The organism is Neochlamydia sp. S13 (assembly GCF_000648235.2).
In the GTDB taxonomy this organism is placed as follows: Bacteria; Chlamydiota; Chlamydiia; order Chlamydiales; family Parachlamydiaceae; genus Neochlamydia.
The window spans coordinates 964,709-981,441 of sequence record NZ_AP017977.1; the positions used below are offsets into that span (position 1 = coordinate 964,709).

General features: G+C 36.8%; 14 protein-coding genes and 1 tRNA gene. 10 read left to right on the forward strand and 5 right to left on the reverse strand.

Annotated elements, in window-relative coordinates:
- Positions 1 to 104 precede the first annotated feature (104 nt).
- Positions 105 to 860: a Nif3-like dinuclear metal center hexameric protein gene (locus TY21_RS03700; protein WP_052354516.1), complete on the reverse strand. Its 756-nt coding sequence runs from the start codon at positions 858 to 860 to the stop codon at positions 105 to 107.
- A 41-nt stretch (positions 861 to 901) separates the two neighbouring features.
- Here TY21_RS03700 and rpiA point away from each other — a divergent pair, with 41 nt between their 5' ends.
- Together rpiA and TY21_RS03710 are read left to right on the forward strand one after the other, a co-directional pair.
- Positions 902 to 1,609: a ribose 5-phosphate isomerase A gene (gene rpiA, locus TY21_RS03705; RefSeq protein WP_042240884.1), complete on the forward strand. Its 708-nt coding sequence runs from the start codon at positions 902 to 904 to the stop codon at positions 1,607 to 1,609.
- A gap of 227 nt (positions 1,610 to 1,836) precedes the next feature.
- Entirely contained in the window at positions 1,837 to 2,253 is a 417-nt protein-coding gene (locus TY21_RS03710; protein WP_042240881.1) for a bifunctional nuclease family protein, read from the forward strand.
- A 12-nt stretch (positions 2,254 to 2,265) separates the two neighbouring features.
- Here the strand turns inward: TY21_RS03710 and TY21_RS03715 are convergent, their stop codons facing one another.
- Positions 2,266 to 2,559 carry an HPr family phosphocarrier protein gene (locus TY21_RS03715; RefSeq protein WP_042240879.1) on the reverse strand — a complete coding sequence of 98 codons (294 nt, stop codon included), beginning with the start codon at positions 2,557 to 2,559 and terminating at the stop codon, positions 2,266 to 2,268.
- 409 nt (positions 2,560 to 2,968) lie between these two features.
- Between TY21_RS03715 and TY21_RS03720 the strand changes: the two genes are divergently transcribed.
- From TY21_RS03720 to TY21_RS03750, 7 genes are all read left to right on the forward strand, one after another.
- Positions 2,969 to 3,211, forward strand: coding sequence for a hypothetical protein (locus TY21_RS03720; protein WP_039384876.1), 243 nt, complete (start codon positions 2,969 to 2,971; stop codon positions 3,209 to 3,211).
- Positions 3,212 to 3,323: 112 nt separating this feature from the next.
- Positions 3,324 to 4,901, forward strand: coding sequence for a hypothetical protein (locus tag TY21_RS03725; protein WP_042240876.1), 1,578 nt, complete (start codon positions 3,324 to 3,326; stop codon positions 4,899 to 4,901).
- Between the two features lie 574 nt (positions 4,902 to 5,475).
- Positions 5,476 to 7,125: a hypothetical protein gene (locus TY21_RS03730; RefSeq protein WP_042240874.1), complete on the forward strand. Its 1,650-nt coding sequence runs from the start codon at positions 5,476 to 5,478 to the stop codon at positions 7,123 to 7,125.
- A gap of 990 nt (positions 7,126 to 8,115) precedes the next feature.
- On the forward strand, positions 8,116 to 9,960 hold the full coding sequence (pepF, locus tag TY21_RS03735) for an oligoendopeptidase F (RefSeq protein WP_042240870.1): 1,845 nt from the start codon (positions 8,116 to 8,118) through the stop codon (positions 9,958 to 9,960).
- 123 nt (positions 9,961 to 10,083) lie between these two features.
- The gene (gene groES / locus TY21_RS03740; protein ID WP_042240868.1) at positions 10,084 to 10,410 is read left to right on the forward strand and encodes a co-chaperone GroES; all 327 of its coding nucleotides are present in this window, start codon (positions 10,084 to 10,086) and stop codon (positions 10,408 to 10,410) included.
- Between the two features lie 24 nt (positions 10,411 to 10,434).
- Positions 10,435 to 12,060, forward strand: coding sequence for a chaperonin GroEL (gene groL, locus TY21_RS03745; RefSeq protein WP_042240865.1), 1,626 nt, complete (start codon positions 10,435 to 10,437; stop codon positions 12,058 to 12,060).
- 77 nt (positions 12,061 to 12,137) lie between these two features.
- Positions 12,138 to 12,209: transfer RNA gene (locus TY21_RS03750), tRNA-Asn, on the forward strand.
- 423 nt (positions 12,210 to 12,632) lie between these two features.
- On the opposite strand, the gene TY21_RS10960 is transcribed toward TY21_RS03750, so the two are convergent.
- From TY21_RS10960 to TY21_RS11425, 3 genes are all read right to left on the reverse strand, one after another.
- The gene (locus tag TY21_RS10960) at positions 12,633 to 12,809 is read right to left on the reverse strand and encodes a hypothetical protein (RefSeq protein ID WP_158623015.1); all 177 of its coding nucleotides are present in this window, start codon (positions 12,807 to 12,809) and stop codon (positions 12,633 to 12,635) included.
- Positions 12,810 to 13,264: 455 nt separating this feature from the next.
- Positions 13,265 to 13,567 (reverse strand): DNA-binding protein, encoded by a 303-nt coding sequence (locus TY21_RS03755; RefSeq protein WP_042240862.1) that lies wholly within the window; start codon positions 13,565 to 13,567, stop codon positions 13,265 to 13,267.
- Positions 13,568 to 13,578: 11 nt separating this feature from the next.
- Positions 13,579 to 13,899 carry a DNA-binding protein gene (locus tag TY21_RS11425; protein WP_232044403.1) on the reverse strand — a complete coding sequence of 107 codons (321 nt, stop codon included), beginning with the start codon at positions 13,897 to 13,899 and terminating at the stop codon, positions 13,579 to 13,581.
- Positions 13,900 to 15,850: 1,951 nt separating this feature from the next.
- Between TY21_RS11425 and TY21_RS03765 the strand changes: the two genes are divergently transcribed.
- A complete protein-coding gene (locus TY21_RS03765) occupies positions 15,851 to 16,591 on the forward strand; it encodes a hypothetical protein (RefSeq protein ID WP_042240856.1) in 741 nt (246 codons plus the stop codon).
- The last annotated feature ends 142 nt before the right edge of the window (positions 16,592 to 16,733 follow it).

A 16,733-nucleotide genomic window follows, 5' to 3' on the forward strand; every position in this document is an offset into this window, starting at 1 on the left:
GCATACGGATGAAGAAAGATAGGACATTTGAAGCTGATAAAGGGCTCTTGTAAATCTCCCTTTAGACCCAAATAAAATAGTTTTTTATATTAAGCTTGGTTTTCTTAAAAAGGATTATAGATGTCTATAAACCTGCATTCCATCTGAAATTTTTCGTGCAAATGAGCAGCTAAAGCTCTAGGCCCAATTTTTTCAGTAGCGGAATGTCCCATAGCAAAAAAATTAATCTTTTCTTCATAGGCTTGGCTCCAGGCTGGTTCATCAAAATTGCCTGAGACGAAGGCGTCTAATTTTTCATCCGCAGCGTAGGATAAGAATTTATAACCGCCTCCCGCTACTAGACCTACAGTTTCAATTTCTTCCTTCCCTCCTGGAGCTATATGAGCAACATGGGCATAATAATCTTCCAGCTTTTTTTGAAAATCTAGACGACTCATTTTTTTCAAACGGCCCTTAACTCCTAAATATAGACCGTTAGCTAGACCAAAGGGTTGAAGATTATCCCACCCCATTTCTAATGCAGCCCTCCAGTTGTTGCCCCATTCACAATGGATGTCTAAGGGGAGGTGATAGGCGATTAGAGAAAGATTATGTTGGCAAAGCAAAGCTAGTTTAGCTTTTTTTATTCCTCGAATTTGATAGCTATCCTGATTCCAAAATAGGCCATGGTGTACAAGTAAAGCATCTGCTTTCCAGTGAACCGCCGCTTGAAGAGTTTCCAAATTTGCCGATACGGCTGTAGCTAATTTTAAAATTTCTTTTTTTCCTTCGACTTGTAAGCCATTCAAGCCATAATCCTTGATGGAGCTGGGCTCTAAAAGTTTATCTAAGTAAACACAAAGTTCTTGTAATGTAATCATAGGCCTACTAATAATGCGAATAAACTTTAAAAGAGATTATAATGTCAGATAATAGTTTTATCGGCCAGCAAATTGCTAAAAAATCGGCCGGCTATGCGGCGGCAAATTTGGTTGAAAACGGAATGACAGTAGGATTAGGTACTGGTTCCACTACAAGTTTTTTTATTGAAAAGCTTGCTCAACGATGTGAGGAGGGCCTTAAAATTCAAGCCGTGGCTACTTCCTCTCAATCTCAAAAGTTAGCATTAGAAAAAGGCATTCCTTTAATTGATATCAATACTCTTTTTTCTATTGATCTAACGGTGGATGGAGCTGATGAAATTGATCCTGACAAAACAATGATTAAAGGTGGTGGCGGAGCGCTACTAAGAGAAAAAATTGTAGCTAGCATGAGTAAGGAAGCGATCATTATTGTGGATCAAGCTAAACTTGTTAAAAAGCTCGGGCAAGTTCCTTTACCCGTTGAAATTGTTCCCTTCGCTTATCCTGCAACTATTTATCGTATTGAACAGCTAGGTTATCAAGGTAAATTAAGGACCCATGATGAAAAAAAGTTGTATTGCACAGATAATGGAAATTATATTTACGATATTTATTTCAAAGAAAAGTTAGAAAAAGCTGAGCAATTGCACCAGCGACTGAGCGAAATTGTAGGTGTGGTAGAATCTGGCCTTTTTATTCGTCTAGCGGGAAGGATTATTGTTGGCTATAATGATGGGGAAGTGAAAATTTTTACAGAATTAAAATAGTCGAAATTTTAGGATTTTAAATCCTTTTGTGGAATTTAAAGTTTTTTTCCTTGCCCCGGTAAATCATTGGAGGAAAGGATGGTAAGCCTCTTTCCAGAAGAAAGGAAAGACAGATAAAAGAGAAAATCTTTAGAATATCAACTAAATAGATTTACAGCTTAAGGTTAATAACGGTTAATTTTTAGATCAACGAGGAGATCTCCTCTTTTACTCAGGATTTATTATTTATGCTTTCCGAACTTATTCAGCTTTCCTTTGATAAAATCATGCAAACTCGCTCTTATACGGTAGTAGTCTTGAAAGGGCAGGGAAAAAAATTTGCTATCTATACTGATCCTGCTATTGGCCGTAATCTCCAAATTTTTTTGACAGGTGCAGAGAAAGCTAGGCCTCTTACTCATGATCTTATTAGTTATATTTTCCGCGGGTATGAAATTAGAATTAAACAAGTTGTTATCAATGACATCCAGGATACCACATATTTTGCACGCCTATTTTTAGAACAAGATGCAGGGGGACGACGTCACATTGTAGAGATTGATGCTAGGCCTAGCGATTGTATAACTCTTGCATTAATGAATAATGCTCCAGTCTTTTGTACGCGCGAAGTCTTGGAAAAAACTTTGGCGATTGAGGAAGAATGAACGTTGGTTCAATCAATATTTAATATTAAAATTGTTTCTAGCTAAGGCAATTAGGCTAGCAACAGCCTCTTCGGCATCTTCGCCTTCGGCTTCTATTTGAATTTTAGAGCCTTTAGTAGCGGCCAACATAAGAATACCTAGTAAAGACTTAGCATTCACATAACTTTTTTGGTAAATGAGATGGACTTCTGATCTAAAGCTTGTAGCGCATTTGACAATTTCCGTTGAAGGTCTTGTATGTAAGCCTCGATCGTTTTGTACGACAAAAATTCCTGTATATCTTTTATTATTCGTAAGTTTGGCCATATCCTTTAACCTTGTTTTACAATTAGCTTGATTGTCATGCCATCACTTTAAGCTTTTCAAGCTACCCTTAATTTAATTAAAAATATTCCCTGCCTCCCAAAAAGGGATACGCCCTAATTTAATATTCTGCAATAAAATTTTTTTCTTAAGGGGCTGCTTTATTATAAGGATTTCCTAATTAAGCGCTTGAATAAAAAAAATATCGTTTCTTTTTTTGTCTTCATATCCTAAGAGAAAGGCAATTAAAAGTTTTAAGAACCTTCATAAAAAAAATAAAAATTATTTTAGCATATTCGTTTAGCCATGAACATTTTATGTTTAAAAAGAAGTTTTAAATAAATTTTTAATAGTATTTTTAGTTGTTAGCGATTAAAAAAGAGATTAAGAACAAGTTTAAAGGAGTAAGGTGATGTTAAAGTCTATATGTTTTTTTCTCGGGATAGCTGGCTTAAGCCTAACGCCAATATTGGGTGCAGGATTAAAGATTAGCAATCGCTTACATGCCATCCATTTTGGCCCTGGACCCACAGGCGATCAGGGGCAAGAGGTAGAGGAGGAGAAGCGGCAAAATCTTTATGCCATTAATTTTGGTCCTGGGCCTGATGGAGACCAAGAGGTAGAGGAGGATAAAAATGCGGATGAGACTGTTTAAGGAATAGCTTTATTATTTTTCTAAAGATCAATACTAGAATTGAGAAGATAAGAACTTTACTTTGCATCCATTAAAAATAATTATAACAAATATAAATTAGGCTGATAGATTGATGGGCATTATTTCACGAATTGGCAATTATTGTAGTGAGCGATCTTTCGCACGTATAAATGAGGATAGTGTCCAACCCTACAGAAGGCTGGAGGCTGGAAGCCTAAATCAGGTTCTTGGCAATCCCTCCCATCAAATTTCTAATGAAGAAAATGAGAGTGAATCTGAAAGGGCAAATGAGGGTATTGCTCCTTTAAGAGAGAATGATTTTGCAAACAGCTGCAAATCGACCTGGACAACAGCCTTACCTTTACTGTATGGATTGTCTGCCGGCATTATAGGTGCAAATGCAGCACAATGGGATAATCGGCAAGTTGAGATGCTGAGTGCCGCCGGATTAGGAGCTACTTTACGTATCTATTCACACTATTGCTCTTCTGGAAAGATTGCCCAATGGGCCCCTCCTTTTTTCGCCAGTGTAGCGGCAGAAGGCTTATTTGCACTGACCAATTTCTACCTTAATTTGGATGATATGAGTCAAGAGGGAAGATTATTGTCCGGCTATTATGAAAATATCCTTAAAACTCTTGTTCGATCGATCACCTATGCTTCCACTGCTTTTTTTGTCACCCATAATATTTTAGCAAAACCTAAAGAATTACCTTCTCAGGATTCTGATCTACGTACTAGGCTTCTTATTTTAGGAGGATCAGCTAATAAAGTGGCTTTGGCTGCTCATTATTTAGCTTTGCTTTCCTTGGGAGCAACTCTCATCGTGGCTAGCCAACAAATGCCAGAGAATTCTAGAAAAATTCTTCATTTAGATTTTGATGCAGGCATTTTAACTTTGAGTTATACGGCAGCCAATTTCATTTTTAGGTGTGGCTTAAAGACTCATGATTGGTCGTTAGAAAATTATAGGTTCTACCGAGAATATTTTCAAGGTCTTGACAGAGAGCCTACAGCACTTAAGAATAGAATTTTGATCCTTGCAAGAAGAACTCTTGAAACTTTTAGTGGAGTTTTGCCAGGATTTTTATTTCCCTTTAATGCCTCTCTTTCTTATGGTGCTCTTGGATGTCTAGGAGCTGCTACACGCGTTCTTCAAGAGAGAAGTTATGAAAGGTTGCATAGTTACACGAGAGTTACACGTTTAGAAATTACAGCTAGAAAGGCTGAATATGTTAAGACAGGCATTTTGTCTATCGCGCTTTTAGCTTTTACAATCGCATGCATGATGACCAATGATTGGCATACGGGTTCAGCAATGCTTACGCTTGGTTTAACTTCTGTGGGAGGATATTTATCAAGTAAGGCTGTTGAACTCTTGATTAGCCAGCGAAATTTGGACAATCGACTGATCAATCAACTTGATTTTGAATTAAACGTCAATAGCTACGGGATCTTGTTCTTATATCTTTTTCTCCATACCAAGTTTATGCTTCTAAATTCTGATGTGGATGTATCGAGTGGTTTTAAATATGCGCTATTACTTTCTATGTATGGATTGCTAGGATTTAACTTAGGAAATAATCGTGCAAGATTTGGTAGTGTGCACAATTTAAATCCCGAAAATGCTTCAAGCTTTGCACTAGCGCAGGCCGCTAATAATTGCATGGAATATAGAAATTCTCATTGAGAAAATGTTTTTTCGCCAGGGCTTACAAAAATTTGCCACTCTTTTTCTTCGTTTAACCCTAAATAAAAAACAAACAGTCTGTTCTTATCTAATCAATAAATAAATGAGTTAAAGGTTCTTTTACATATTTGTTTAAATCTAAGCTTTTTATATTTAACTAGAGTGTTAAGTAACTTTTTTTACTTGTAATTTTTATTTTAAAGCTTTAAGAATACCTGGAGGAATAAGCTTTAGAGCGAGATGGCCGGATGGTATTTTAAGTTTGTAAGTTTCTTTTGCCTGATCTATTTAAAGGTCTTAAGAAGTTTAAACATATATACATCGCTTTTGGCGATGTGTTGTTTGTTTCTATGCTTTGCAAAGAGGGAAATAGGAATCAAAGCATGTAATAGAGCCAAATTTTTCTCTCTTTTCTAAAGTTCATAAAAAGAGGGGAGAGCAAAAAGCTAGATGTTTAAAAAAAACTTGACTAAAGGTTTTTTAAGGTTAAAAGATAAAGACATTCTGCTAATTATAATCTCTTCTGAAAACATGGATAATTTCAATAATATTTAAAAATTAGGTTTATATATTTATGAGCATCAGTTCATTTATTAATCATTATAGGCATAGGTCCCTTGAAAATCATTTTGATTCTGACTTGGAGAGCAGTGATGCCGAAAGAGCTACTTATCCTTATACTTCATTGGAAGGAGGGAGTGAGACAGAAGATTTTTTGTCTCCCAATCCTCCTGCTATCAATAGTGACATAGAACGTTTTTCTTCTTCGGATGAAGAAATTTCTGTAGGGCGTGCTTCTTCTCGTCCGATAAAGAAAAAAGCCATTAAGCGGCCTAAAGTGACTAAGCTGCCTAGTATGTGTAAATTAACATGGCAGACGACTCTCCCTTTTCTGCTTATCAGCTCCACCACATTGACTGCATTAAATGCTACAACCTGGGGCAACTCCCCTGTGGAGGTCTTAAGTGCTGCTGGATTGGGAGCTACCGTACGTCTTTATTCACATTACTGTACACCCAAGAAAGTCGCTCAATGGGTAAATCCTTTTTTTGCCAGTCTTGCAGCGGAAGGCTTATTTGCCTTTACCAATCTCTACCTTAATTTGGACGACATTTGTGAAGCTTTAGGTATTTCTTCCAATGATGCCTACCACATGAAAACGAGTATACGTGTGATCACCTACGCTTCCATGGCTTTCTTTGTGGCTCATAACATTTTAAACAAACCCAGAAAGCTTCCTAAAAATGAATACCCTTGGGCAAGAGAAAATCGTAAAAGGCAGCTTATGTTGGGAGAAAAAGCCAATAAATGGGCTTTAACCGTCCACTATTTAGCTCTAGCTTCTTTTGGATCGGCACTTATCATTGCTAGTCAGCAAATGCCAGAAAATTCTAAAAAGATTCTTCACGTGGATTATCATGCAGGAATTTTAACTTTAAGTTATACAGCAGCTAATTTCATTTGTAGATATGGCTTAAAGGCTCACGATTGGATGATAGAAAACCGCTATAAATATAAAGAGTATTTACGCGAAATTGAGGATCATCCCAAGACACTCAAAAATAGACTTCTGAGTATCGGAAGAAGGACGCTTGATACAGTAGGTAAAGTTTTACCAGGCATTCTATTTCCCTTTAACGCTACTCTTTCCTATAGTACTTTAGGTTGTTTAGGGGCAGTTACCCGCGTTTTGCAAGAAAGAGATTATGAAAGATTAGATAGCCAAACAGGCGCAAGTCGTTTAGAAATTACTGCTCGAAAAACAGAGTATGTTAAAACAGGTGTTCTATCGCTGGCACTTTTAGCTTTTACAATTGCTTGCATCATGACAAATGATTGGCATACAGGTTCAGCCATGCTTACACTTGGTTTAACTTCTGCAGGTGGATATGTAACAAGCAAAGCTGTCGAACTCTTAATTAGCCAGCTAAAGTGGGATAATCGACTAATCAATCAACTTGATTTTGAGCTAAACGTCAATAGTTATGGAATTTTATTCTTGTATCTCTTTCTTCATACAAAATTTATGCTTTTAAATTCTGATGTGGCTGTTTCAAGTGGTTTTGAATATATGCTATTGCTTTCTATGTATGGGCTACTAGGATTCAATCTAGGAAATAATCGTGCTAGATTCGACAGCATACGGAATCTTAATCCAGAAAATGCTTCACCTTTTGCCTTAACGCAGTTGGCTAACAATAGTATGGAATATGCTCTTAAATAAAGCATTTAACCTGGGAAGTGAAAGAGATGTTTTTTAAAGTCTTATTTTACCCCCTTTAAAAGAATAAGGGTTGAGGAACACTTTGTCATTTAAATAAATATCTTTTTGAGTGACAAAGTGGCTGACAATTTTTTAAATAATCAAGATTCTTGCGTTGGTAGCAAGTGGAATATTTTCTATTATTTTCAATCCTATGCACATGCAGCTTTCATATAAGTAGCTTTACATCCAGTGGCTATCCTTTCCAAATTAATCATTCTTGTCCGCGCATTCCTTTAATGCCGATAGCAAGCTATTTAAAGCTCCATCTTCTTGTCATTTACCTAGACACCGATGAGTAGCAGCTCTTGATCCCCAATTCGGTCCTTTAGGAAAATCACAACAACGTGACCCTGTAATCAAAATCCAAAATAAGCTGTTACAAATTTTTCTGCAGAGAGTATAAGGCTTTCTCTTTTAATTTTTTGGATGATTCTGCGGCAAAAGCGGTTGTAAGATTCTCCATTGGGTGTCTGTAAGTCCTTCAAATCTTCCTGGCATATGTCTTCTCTTTCTTAAAAAAAGTAGTGTATAGATCACAAATTTAAAAACTTCAATATTAATAGGATATGTTCATAGGGTTAATAAATAGCTTCTCAAGGTTTAAATTGCTTATTCTCTTAGAGAATGCAAGAATTAGCGCCTTCTTGCCAAAATATGGATAGGTTTTAATCAATTGATTTAGCTAATAAAGATGAGCGATGAATAGGATCAGCAAACCTTTTGAAAAAAAGCCCCCAGGCTTTTTTCAAAGAAGATTGATTTAATTCTTAAAATTATCAATCAATGATAAGGGTGGCTTTAAAATCCAATTAAGTTAGGTAACGCTGAAGCTTATTTTGTTACTTCTTCTTATATCTACTTTCCTCCTTCTTATGATTGCTTCCCGTCATGCTGTACATACAATTCGTGAATAGGTATATTCAAGCCTTTCATTACAAAAGGTACAATATGCTCAAAAAACGTTCACAAGTAGCTAAAAAGGACTGTTGGAATGTAGAATCTCTTTATTATTCTTTAGCCGATTGGCAAAAAGATTTCATCTCCGTAGCTGAAATGGATAAATCTCCTCATTGGCCTCAACTAGCTCGCTTTAGAGGCAAGCTGGGAAAAGATGCTAAAACTCTTGAAAAAGCATTAGAAGTGCTCTTTGACATTTCTAGAAAGCTCTCTAAGCTATATACCTATGCTCACTTACGTCATGACGAAGATATTACTAATGATGAATATAAAGCAGCTTTGGCTAAAATTACTCATTTACATCATGCTTTTAACCAGGAAAGCGCCTGGTTTGAGCCTGAACTTCTTGCTTTACCGGGTGCAGAGTTAAAAAAATTAAGGGCAGCCGAGATTTTAAAAAGCTATCGTTTTTACCTAGAAAAAATTGTTCGGCTGAAAAAATATACTTTATCAGCAGAAAAGGAAGAGCTAGTAGCCTTGTCAGGGGAAGCAATGTCTACAGGAGTTAAAGCTTTTTCTGCTATCAATGATGCAGATTTTAAATTTGAAAAAGTGAGCGATAGCCAAGGAAAAAAGCATGAATTGACGCAATCTTCCTATGGAGTATTCATACGGGAGCAAGATCGCACTTTGCGGAAAAATGCTTTTGAGCAGATGCATAGCAAATATATGCAGCATGAGAATACTATGTGTGAATTATTAAATGGAAATGTGCAAGCTCATATTTTTAATGCTCGGGCCCACAATTTCCAATCATGTTTAGAGGCTTCACTTCTGCCGAATAACATCGACGTAGAGGTTTATCATTCCTTGATCTCTGCTGTAAATGCTAATGTAGATGTTCTTCATCATTACATCCGCTTGCGGGAAGAATTTTTAAACATAGGCCCTCTTCATTTGTATGATATGTATGTTCCTTTAGCTAGCCACGTAGATATAAAGATGAGTTACGAAGAAGCAGAAGAGGCTGTAATAGAATCGGTTGCACCTTTAGGAACAGAATATCAAAATATTTTAAAAAGGGGGCTTATAGAGGAACGATGGGTAGATCGATATGAAAACATAAATAAGCGCTCTGGAGCCTACTCAAGTGGTTGCTACGATAGTATGCCTTATATTTTGATGAATTATAAGGGGCTTGTAAGGGATGTTTTCACGCTTGCGCATGAAGCAGGCCATAGCATGCATAGCTACCTAAGTCGTAAAAATCAGCCTTATCAATATGCCGATTATCCCATTTTCTTAGCAGAGGTAGCTTCTACATTTAATGAAGACTTATTAATGCGTTATCTGCTTAAAAAAGCTCAATCTAAAGAAGAGAAAATATTTTTGCTTAATCAGCAGATTGAAGATATTCGTGCTACATTATTCCGTCAAACCATGTTCGCTGAATTTGAACTTTTTATTCATGAAAGAGCCGAAAAGAATATACCTCTTACCCCAAAAATGCTTAAAGAGCAATTCTTCAAGCTTAATGTGAATTATTTTGGTCCTGCCACAATCGATCGCTTAATAGAGTACGAATGGGCAAGGATTCCCCATTTTTACTATAATTTTTATGTTTATCAATATGCTACAGGCATTAGTGCCGCTTTAGCCCTTTCAGAAAAAGTATCACAGGGAGGTAAAAAAGAACGTGATGCTTATCTATCTTTTTTAAAGAGCGGCTCTAGTCAGTATCCGATCGAGTTATTAAAAAAAGCTGGAGTAGATATGCGCTCGGCTGCACCTGTTGAATCAGCCATTCATAAATTTCAAGAGCTGGTAAAAGAATTAGCTTCTTTGCTAGGCAAAAAAAAGAGCGTAGCTAAAAAAACTACCAAAAACAAAAGTTAGAGGTTTTAGCACTTTCTGTTGGTGATTGCTAAATTTAGCTTGCGAAAATTTAATCTCTTAAAATATAGTGAGGCTTCTATCCTCTGGAACATGTATTTAAATCTTGCAAAGTAGGGAGTTTTTATGGAACAGACACAAACAAAAGAAAAACAAAACTTGAACATCAAATTTAAGCCTCTAGGTAACAGAGTGCTTGTTCGTCGTCTTGAGCAGGAAGAAAAGTTGAAAGGTGGCATCATTTTGCCGGACAGCGCAAAGAAAAAGCAAGAGCAAGCCAAGGTTGTAGCCATTGGTACTGGTAAAAAAGATAAAAAGGGGCAGTTGATCCCTATCCCTGTAAATATAGGCGATATCATTATTATGGAGAAATATTCAGGCCAAGATATCAAACTAGAAGATGAAGAGTATGTCATCTTAAAGGCAGATGATATTATTGGTATTGTAGAATAACATAGGTTCAAGGAGAAACAGATTATGACCGCGAAAGATATTAAATTTAAAGAAGATGCTCGTCAAAAGATTCTTAAAGGGGTGCGCATTCTTGCTGATGCCGTAAAAGTTACACTAGGTCCCAAAGGACGCAATGTGATTATTGATAAAGCATATGGAACACCTCACATTACAAAAGATGGTGTAACCGTAGCTAAAGAAATTGAGTTGGAAGACAAGCATGAGAATATGGGCGCTCAAATGGTGAAAGAAGTAGCTAGTAAGACAGCTGATAAAGCTGGAGACGGTACAACTACCGCTACAGTGCTTGCTGAATTTATTTATGCTGAAGGTCTTCGTAATGTGGCTGCAGGAGCAAATCCGCTCAGTTTACGCCGTGGTATTGAAAAAGCTGTCAAAGCAGTTGTTAAAGAATTACAATCCCGCAGTAAAAAAGTTCAAGACTCTAAAGAGATTGTTCAGATAGCCACTATCTCTGCCAATAATGATCAGCAGATTGGAGAAATCATAGCTAAAGCTATGGAAAGGGTGGGGAAAGACGGAACCATCACGGTCGAAGAAGCTAAAGGCTTTGAGATGACTCTGGATGTAGTCGAAGGAATGAATTTTGATCGAGGCTATCTTTCTGCTTATTTTATGACCAATCCAGAAACCCAAGAGTGTGTATTAGAAGATGCTTTTGTGTTAGTCTATGAAAAGAAGATCTCAGTTTTAAAAGAATTTATTCCTATCTTGCAAGCTTGTGCTGAAAGCGGAAGGCCTCTGCTTGTTATTGCTGAAGATGTAGAAGGGGAAGCATTGGCTACCTTAGTAGTAAATCGTCTGCGCACGGGGCTAAAGTTTTGTGCAGTAAAAGCTCCAGGATTTGGCGATCGTCGTAAAGCCATGTTAGAAGATATTGCCATTTTAACCGGTGCTCAAGTGATCAGCGAAGAACTTGGCATGAAGCTCGAAAGTACAACATTAGAGATGCTAGGCCGCGCTAAGAAAATTATCGTTAATAAAGACGAAACAACGGTTGTTGAAGGCATGGGCGATAAGAAAAAGATAGAGGAGCGTGCATCCCTTATCAAACGCCAAATTGAAGAAACTGATTCTGATTATGATCGTGAAAAGCTACAAGAACGATTGGCTAAGATAGCCGGTGGTGTTGCTGTGATCCGTGTGGGTGCAGCTACTGAAGTGGAAATGAAAGAAATGAAAGATCGTGTCGATGATGCGCATCATGCCACTGCCGCTGCAGTAGCGGAAGGGTACTTACCTGGTGGGGGTGTAGCTTATATACGTTGCGTACCTTCCGTTCTAAGCTTAGCAGAAAGCTTAGAGGGTGACGAAAAAACGGGCGCAAAAATTATTGCTAAAGCACTTAGCGCTCCACTTCGTCAGATAGCAGAGAATGCAGGTCAAGAAGGTTCAATTATTCTTCAGCAAGTAGAAAAATTATCAGATGCTCAAGGATACAACGCTTTAACAGGTGAATTTACCGATATGATCAAAGCGGGAATTTTAGATCCTACAAAAGTTGCTCGATGTGCATTAGAGAATGCAGCCTCAGTAGCTGGTTTGTTAATTACTACAGAAGCACTCATTGCTGATGTTGTAGATGAAAAAGCTGCCCCTGCCATGCCTCCTGGAGGGATGGACTACTAAAATATAAAAGCGGCAATTTATTTTGCCGCTTTTTCTTGCCAAATATTAAGCTTATTATGTAATATACCGCTTTCTGATCCGGAATAGCTCAGCGGTAGAGCAGTGGACTGTTAATCCATTGGTCGTAGGTTCGAATCCTACTTCCGGAGATTTGTTAATAGATATAACACTGCAAGTGACGCAAAAAAACGGCTCAAGCAGTATTACGGACAGCTTTTTACCATCCAATTTCAAGTTCGAAAAGACAAAATTCAACAATTGTTGCTTTTCGCTCATCTTCGACCTCATGAAGAGTTCCTTTACTCGTTTTGCCAAATCCAACGCTATTTTTGCCGTGATTAGACAGGTTTTACTGGCGTTGGCATGTGCTTTCATCTCTGAGGTTATCTCTCCCTGTCCCTTCTTATATTCTTCGAGCTTGGAATTAATCAAGCGCTCCATCCAGATGCATATCAATGAGCTTGGATAGAGGGTTTTGAATATGATGTAGCTCTTTACAAAGCGCGTCTTGGGAATGTTTAAAAAATTTTTCTCCATGTGTATAAGATTTTTTAAGCTAGGTCACAATCTCTTCAATTGCTGCATCGGGTAGCTTGAATCTGATCAAGATATTCCATTAGAGGAGCTAAAAGCTGCTCCTCTCTAACCCAAATCTTTTGGCATGTTCGCTTGGAGTTATTGCAGCTATAGTAAATATATTTTTGCTTTTTAATGTCTCTAGTGGCAGTGCAGCTACAATGTTCGCGCATAATCAACCTCCTAAAAAGAATGGGATGTGACGCGCATAGTGAATAGAAGCTTTATTGTGACCTGCCATAATATCCTGTACTTGGCCAAATAGGCCTTCAGATCGGATATCGATGCGGATATAGCTCTCCTTTTACGCGCATAACGCTAAAGTAAAAAGGATTCTTAAGGGTAATTTCAATTCGACTAGCTCCTCACGGAAAATTGGTGATATTCTTCTCGCTGCCTTGCATCCTATAAAAGAGATAAGCGAAAGAAGATCCAAGTAATGAAATCTAGAAATTCTTCCCTTTTTGTTTTGGAAAAAATTGATACATTAAAAGAAGGTAATCTTATTGAATTGATTTTCATAATGTAATTACTATTCTACAATAAACATAAATTGTAAATAGTATATTTTCGCTAACTCAATCAATAAATATAGTATTTTTTGTTCAATAAATTAATTTCTTAAAATCTAACTTAATCTCAAATTAAGCCCCATCGCGACGCCAAGAGAAACAAGTATATGCCACTTTGGGTTGCCTGTGCCTGAAAGAGTCTTATAAAGACTTTCGCGCCCTACGTAAGCCTTTTTAGCGAGAGCACCAATACCACCTTGAGCTTCTGCGACATTGCGGAGAGCAATAAGAAAGAGTTGCTGAGACTCTTCATCGCCTTTAAGGCTTTCTTCCAAAGCATCGTTTAGATGTACATCGGCTTCATCATGATCTTTAAGCTTTTCAAGAAGCCAATCTTGATATTTCGTACTTCTTCTCATAACCTGCTCTTTTAAACGGTTGCATTTACCAGTTTAGCAAGTGTGTGAAGGGTAGGATTTTTGCTTTTAAAGGCATGATATAGGGTCGTTCTAGGTAAATCATGCTCTCTAGCAAGTTGGCTTTTATTCTTGGCACTGATATGAGCTTCCAGAATTTCAATCACACCATCAGGATCATTTTCTTTTAAGCACTCCCAAACAGCTTTTGCAATAAGCTCTTCATCTAAAAGATCTTTCATTGGATTGTATTCCCGAGGCGTTCTCTTAAATTTAGTCATAAACCCACTCTTTGTAAATTTTTTCTGCCTGTTTGATGTCTTTAGTTTGGCCATTTTTATTTCCCCCTAACAGTAGTAATACCTGGCTTACTGGGATCAAACAGTAATAGATTCTTCGTCCATTATCCCATCGAAGTTCCCAAACATGGTCTCTTACTTACTTGTGATCTCCAAAATGCCCTTCTTCTTGGATATTATCGATTCGTTTAGCAATTTGAACTCGAGATTTTGCGGGTTCCCTCTCAAGCCATTCTTCAAACTCATCTGTTACGAGTATTTTGTATTTTCTCTTCATTGTACCATATATTGAACAACTAATCTACCAAGAAAAGCTACTTCCAACTCTATCCATTTTCTGATTAAGGAAGCATCCTTTAAGATACATTTGTTTTAAAGTAAAATTTAAGCGTCTAAAAATGAACAAGATGTGAGGTTTTTTTTAAGAGCAATCCAGTCAAAAGTTCGAAGTGCACCCCCAGTAACTGGAGATTTGTTAATTTATGCAATACTGCAAGTGATGCAAAAAAAAGCTTAAGCAGTCTCACAAGAATCTTTCTCTCATCCAATTTTAAATTCAATAAGTCAAAATTTAAGTTCTACCTTTTTTAGGTAATGCCATACAAAAAAGCCATTAAATAATTAAGAACGACTTTGCAAAATTATGTTTTTTAATTAAAACGTGAAGTTTACTTAAAGATCTAACTTATCATTACGATTTCTTTTCTGTTGAAGGCGTGCTAAAGTTTGGCAATAAGTAATATTTGCCATGTTGCCTTGCTGCGAAATAGGCCACGATAGATTGAAGATCCTATGCCGCCAATTCCTCAAACGAAATCTTTACGAGAGAGCAAAGAAATTTGGAGAAATTAAGGTATTTAACCTCTCCTGCATTAGGCGCAACTTTCATATCTGTAGGAGCCTGAGAAGTTCACGTTCCTTATTTCATTTTCAATTTTTTAAAAATTCAATTATTCGCCTTAAGCAAAGCTTTCTGAGGGAATGAAGGTATCTTACTTAAGCGCCGTATGAGAGTGCTTATTAGCCTTAGCAGAATAGTCTTAAAGCAGATTGCTTACTATTTTAAAGGAAGAGAATTGGTATGGGGGAAGCCTGAATCAATGGCTCGCCATCCTTCACCCAAGTCTATTGAGTTTTCCCTAAATGATAAAAAGTTGGCTCGGATATATAGAATGGTTCCAAAAAAGGAGGAATGGATCTTTATCTTCCGTAATCTCTTCTCTGTCATACGTAGAATGAGGACAACTATCCAAAAACTTTACCTTGGCTAACTAAAGGGCTCAAGATATCAGCGTTAACGCCTTTTCGCCCGGTGTTATCTTGACAAATTTTCATCTAGTAAAAATTCAAAAGAGATCTCTTAAAAACGAATTAAATTATAAGGATTCAATGGAGTAAGAAATGCCTGCATATTCCTTAACGTCAATGCAAACCTTAAGGAAATGGTTCAAAACAGTCATATTTTTTCATTTCAAAGTTTAACGATTGAAATCAATTTACTGAAGGGAGGATCTATCTTAAGCTATCGGGAGGGAGAGTCTGTTAAAAAAGCGAAAGATAGGGCACTAAGGATTTGAAATATCGGCACTCAAACTAGACTAGAATGCTTGGGAAGGACATAATTTTTTGATCATGCTAAGTCAGGATGAGTAAATCTGATAAGCTGGCTTACATTAACAAGCCAAGAGAAGTAAAACTAAATGAAAGTCTATAAAAGTGGTTGTTTTCTTTTTTTCTTCTCTGTAGGGAGGGGCCATCGAGAAGTAAATATGCCTATTAATAAAGTTTTAAGCTTTTGTTTTGAAGCGACGCATACTATACTAGGTAAGTTGCCTATTTGTTAAATAGGCTTTCTTTTAAGGCTTGCTGGTAAGATTCTCGGGTAGGCCTTAAGTGTTTTACTTTCCAAATAGCAAATGATTTTATGAGTAATTATCTTGTTTAGAGAAGAAATATACTAATAAACACCAACTTTAAGGAGTATAAAATGTCGCCCTTTCAAAAAGTGTTGCGTTTTAGATTTTCTAATTTTATTAAGCTTTCTCTATCTTCTCTTTTTACCATAGGAGGAATATGGTGCCTTTTTATCGCATTTGTCTATCTTGGATTTCCTTTTGCCGAAATAAAAGTAGAGAAGTTTTTTGATCTTGGCTTTTTTTCAGTCTCAATTTTCGGCCTTATCATATTTTTAACTATGATTCCCTTTCAAGCGGTACAGGAAAGGCTATCACCCGGCTTTTTCTCGCGCATTTCTAGTAATCCGAGAGCCCATTTTGGCTTATATGTCTTAATCACTTCAGCTATTATTTGTTTTCTTGTAATAGCTCTTCAGCAAATACCCATCATAGAAAAGTATTTAAGTGAGTTGTTTTTGGCGCTGACCGTTGCAATTATTTTTGCTATTATATTTCACCATTGTTGGGTAATTCGCCATCTTTATCAACCTTATGTCGTTTATAATCATATTAAGGAGCTTAAAGGAGAGGAATCGGCGGAAGAAACCTGGCTAGAGCTGTTCGAATGTGTATATAAGGCAATCAAACAAGGGCGAGTCAGTGATGCTAGAAATATTATCAATCTAATTACTCATAATTTTACTCAAGATGTTACTAAAAAAGAAAATAGGATGCTGTATGAGGATCTGACCAACTTGCATACCATAGCTCGTGAATGTCGGCCAATTGCGCGTTTAATGGAAAAGAAATGGCCTTTTCTCCTTAATAAATAGAGGCTTCGAGGAAGGAGGGGTAAGAAAAAACACTCTATAAAATGAAGAAATTATTGAGAAAAATGCCTTTTAAATATGTTTTGAAGTAGATGTTATAATAAATGGTTTTATTTAACATTAAAAACATTAAATAATTTTTACT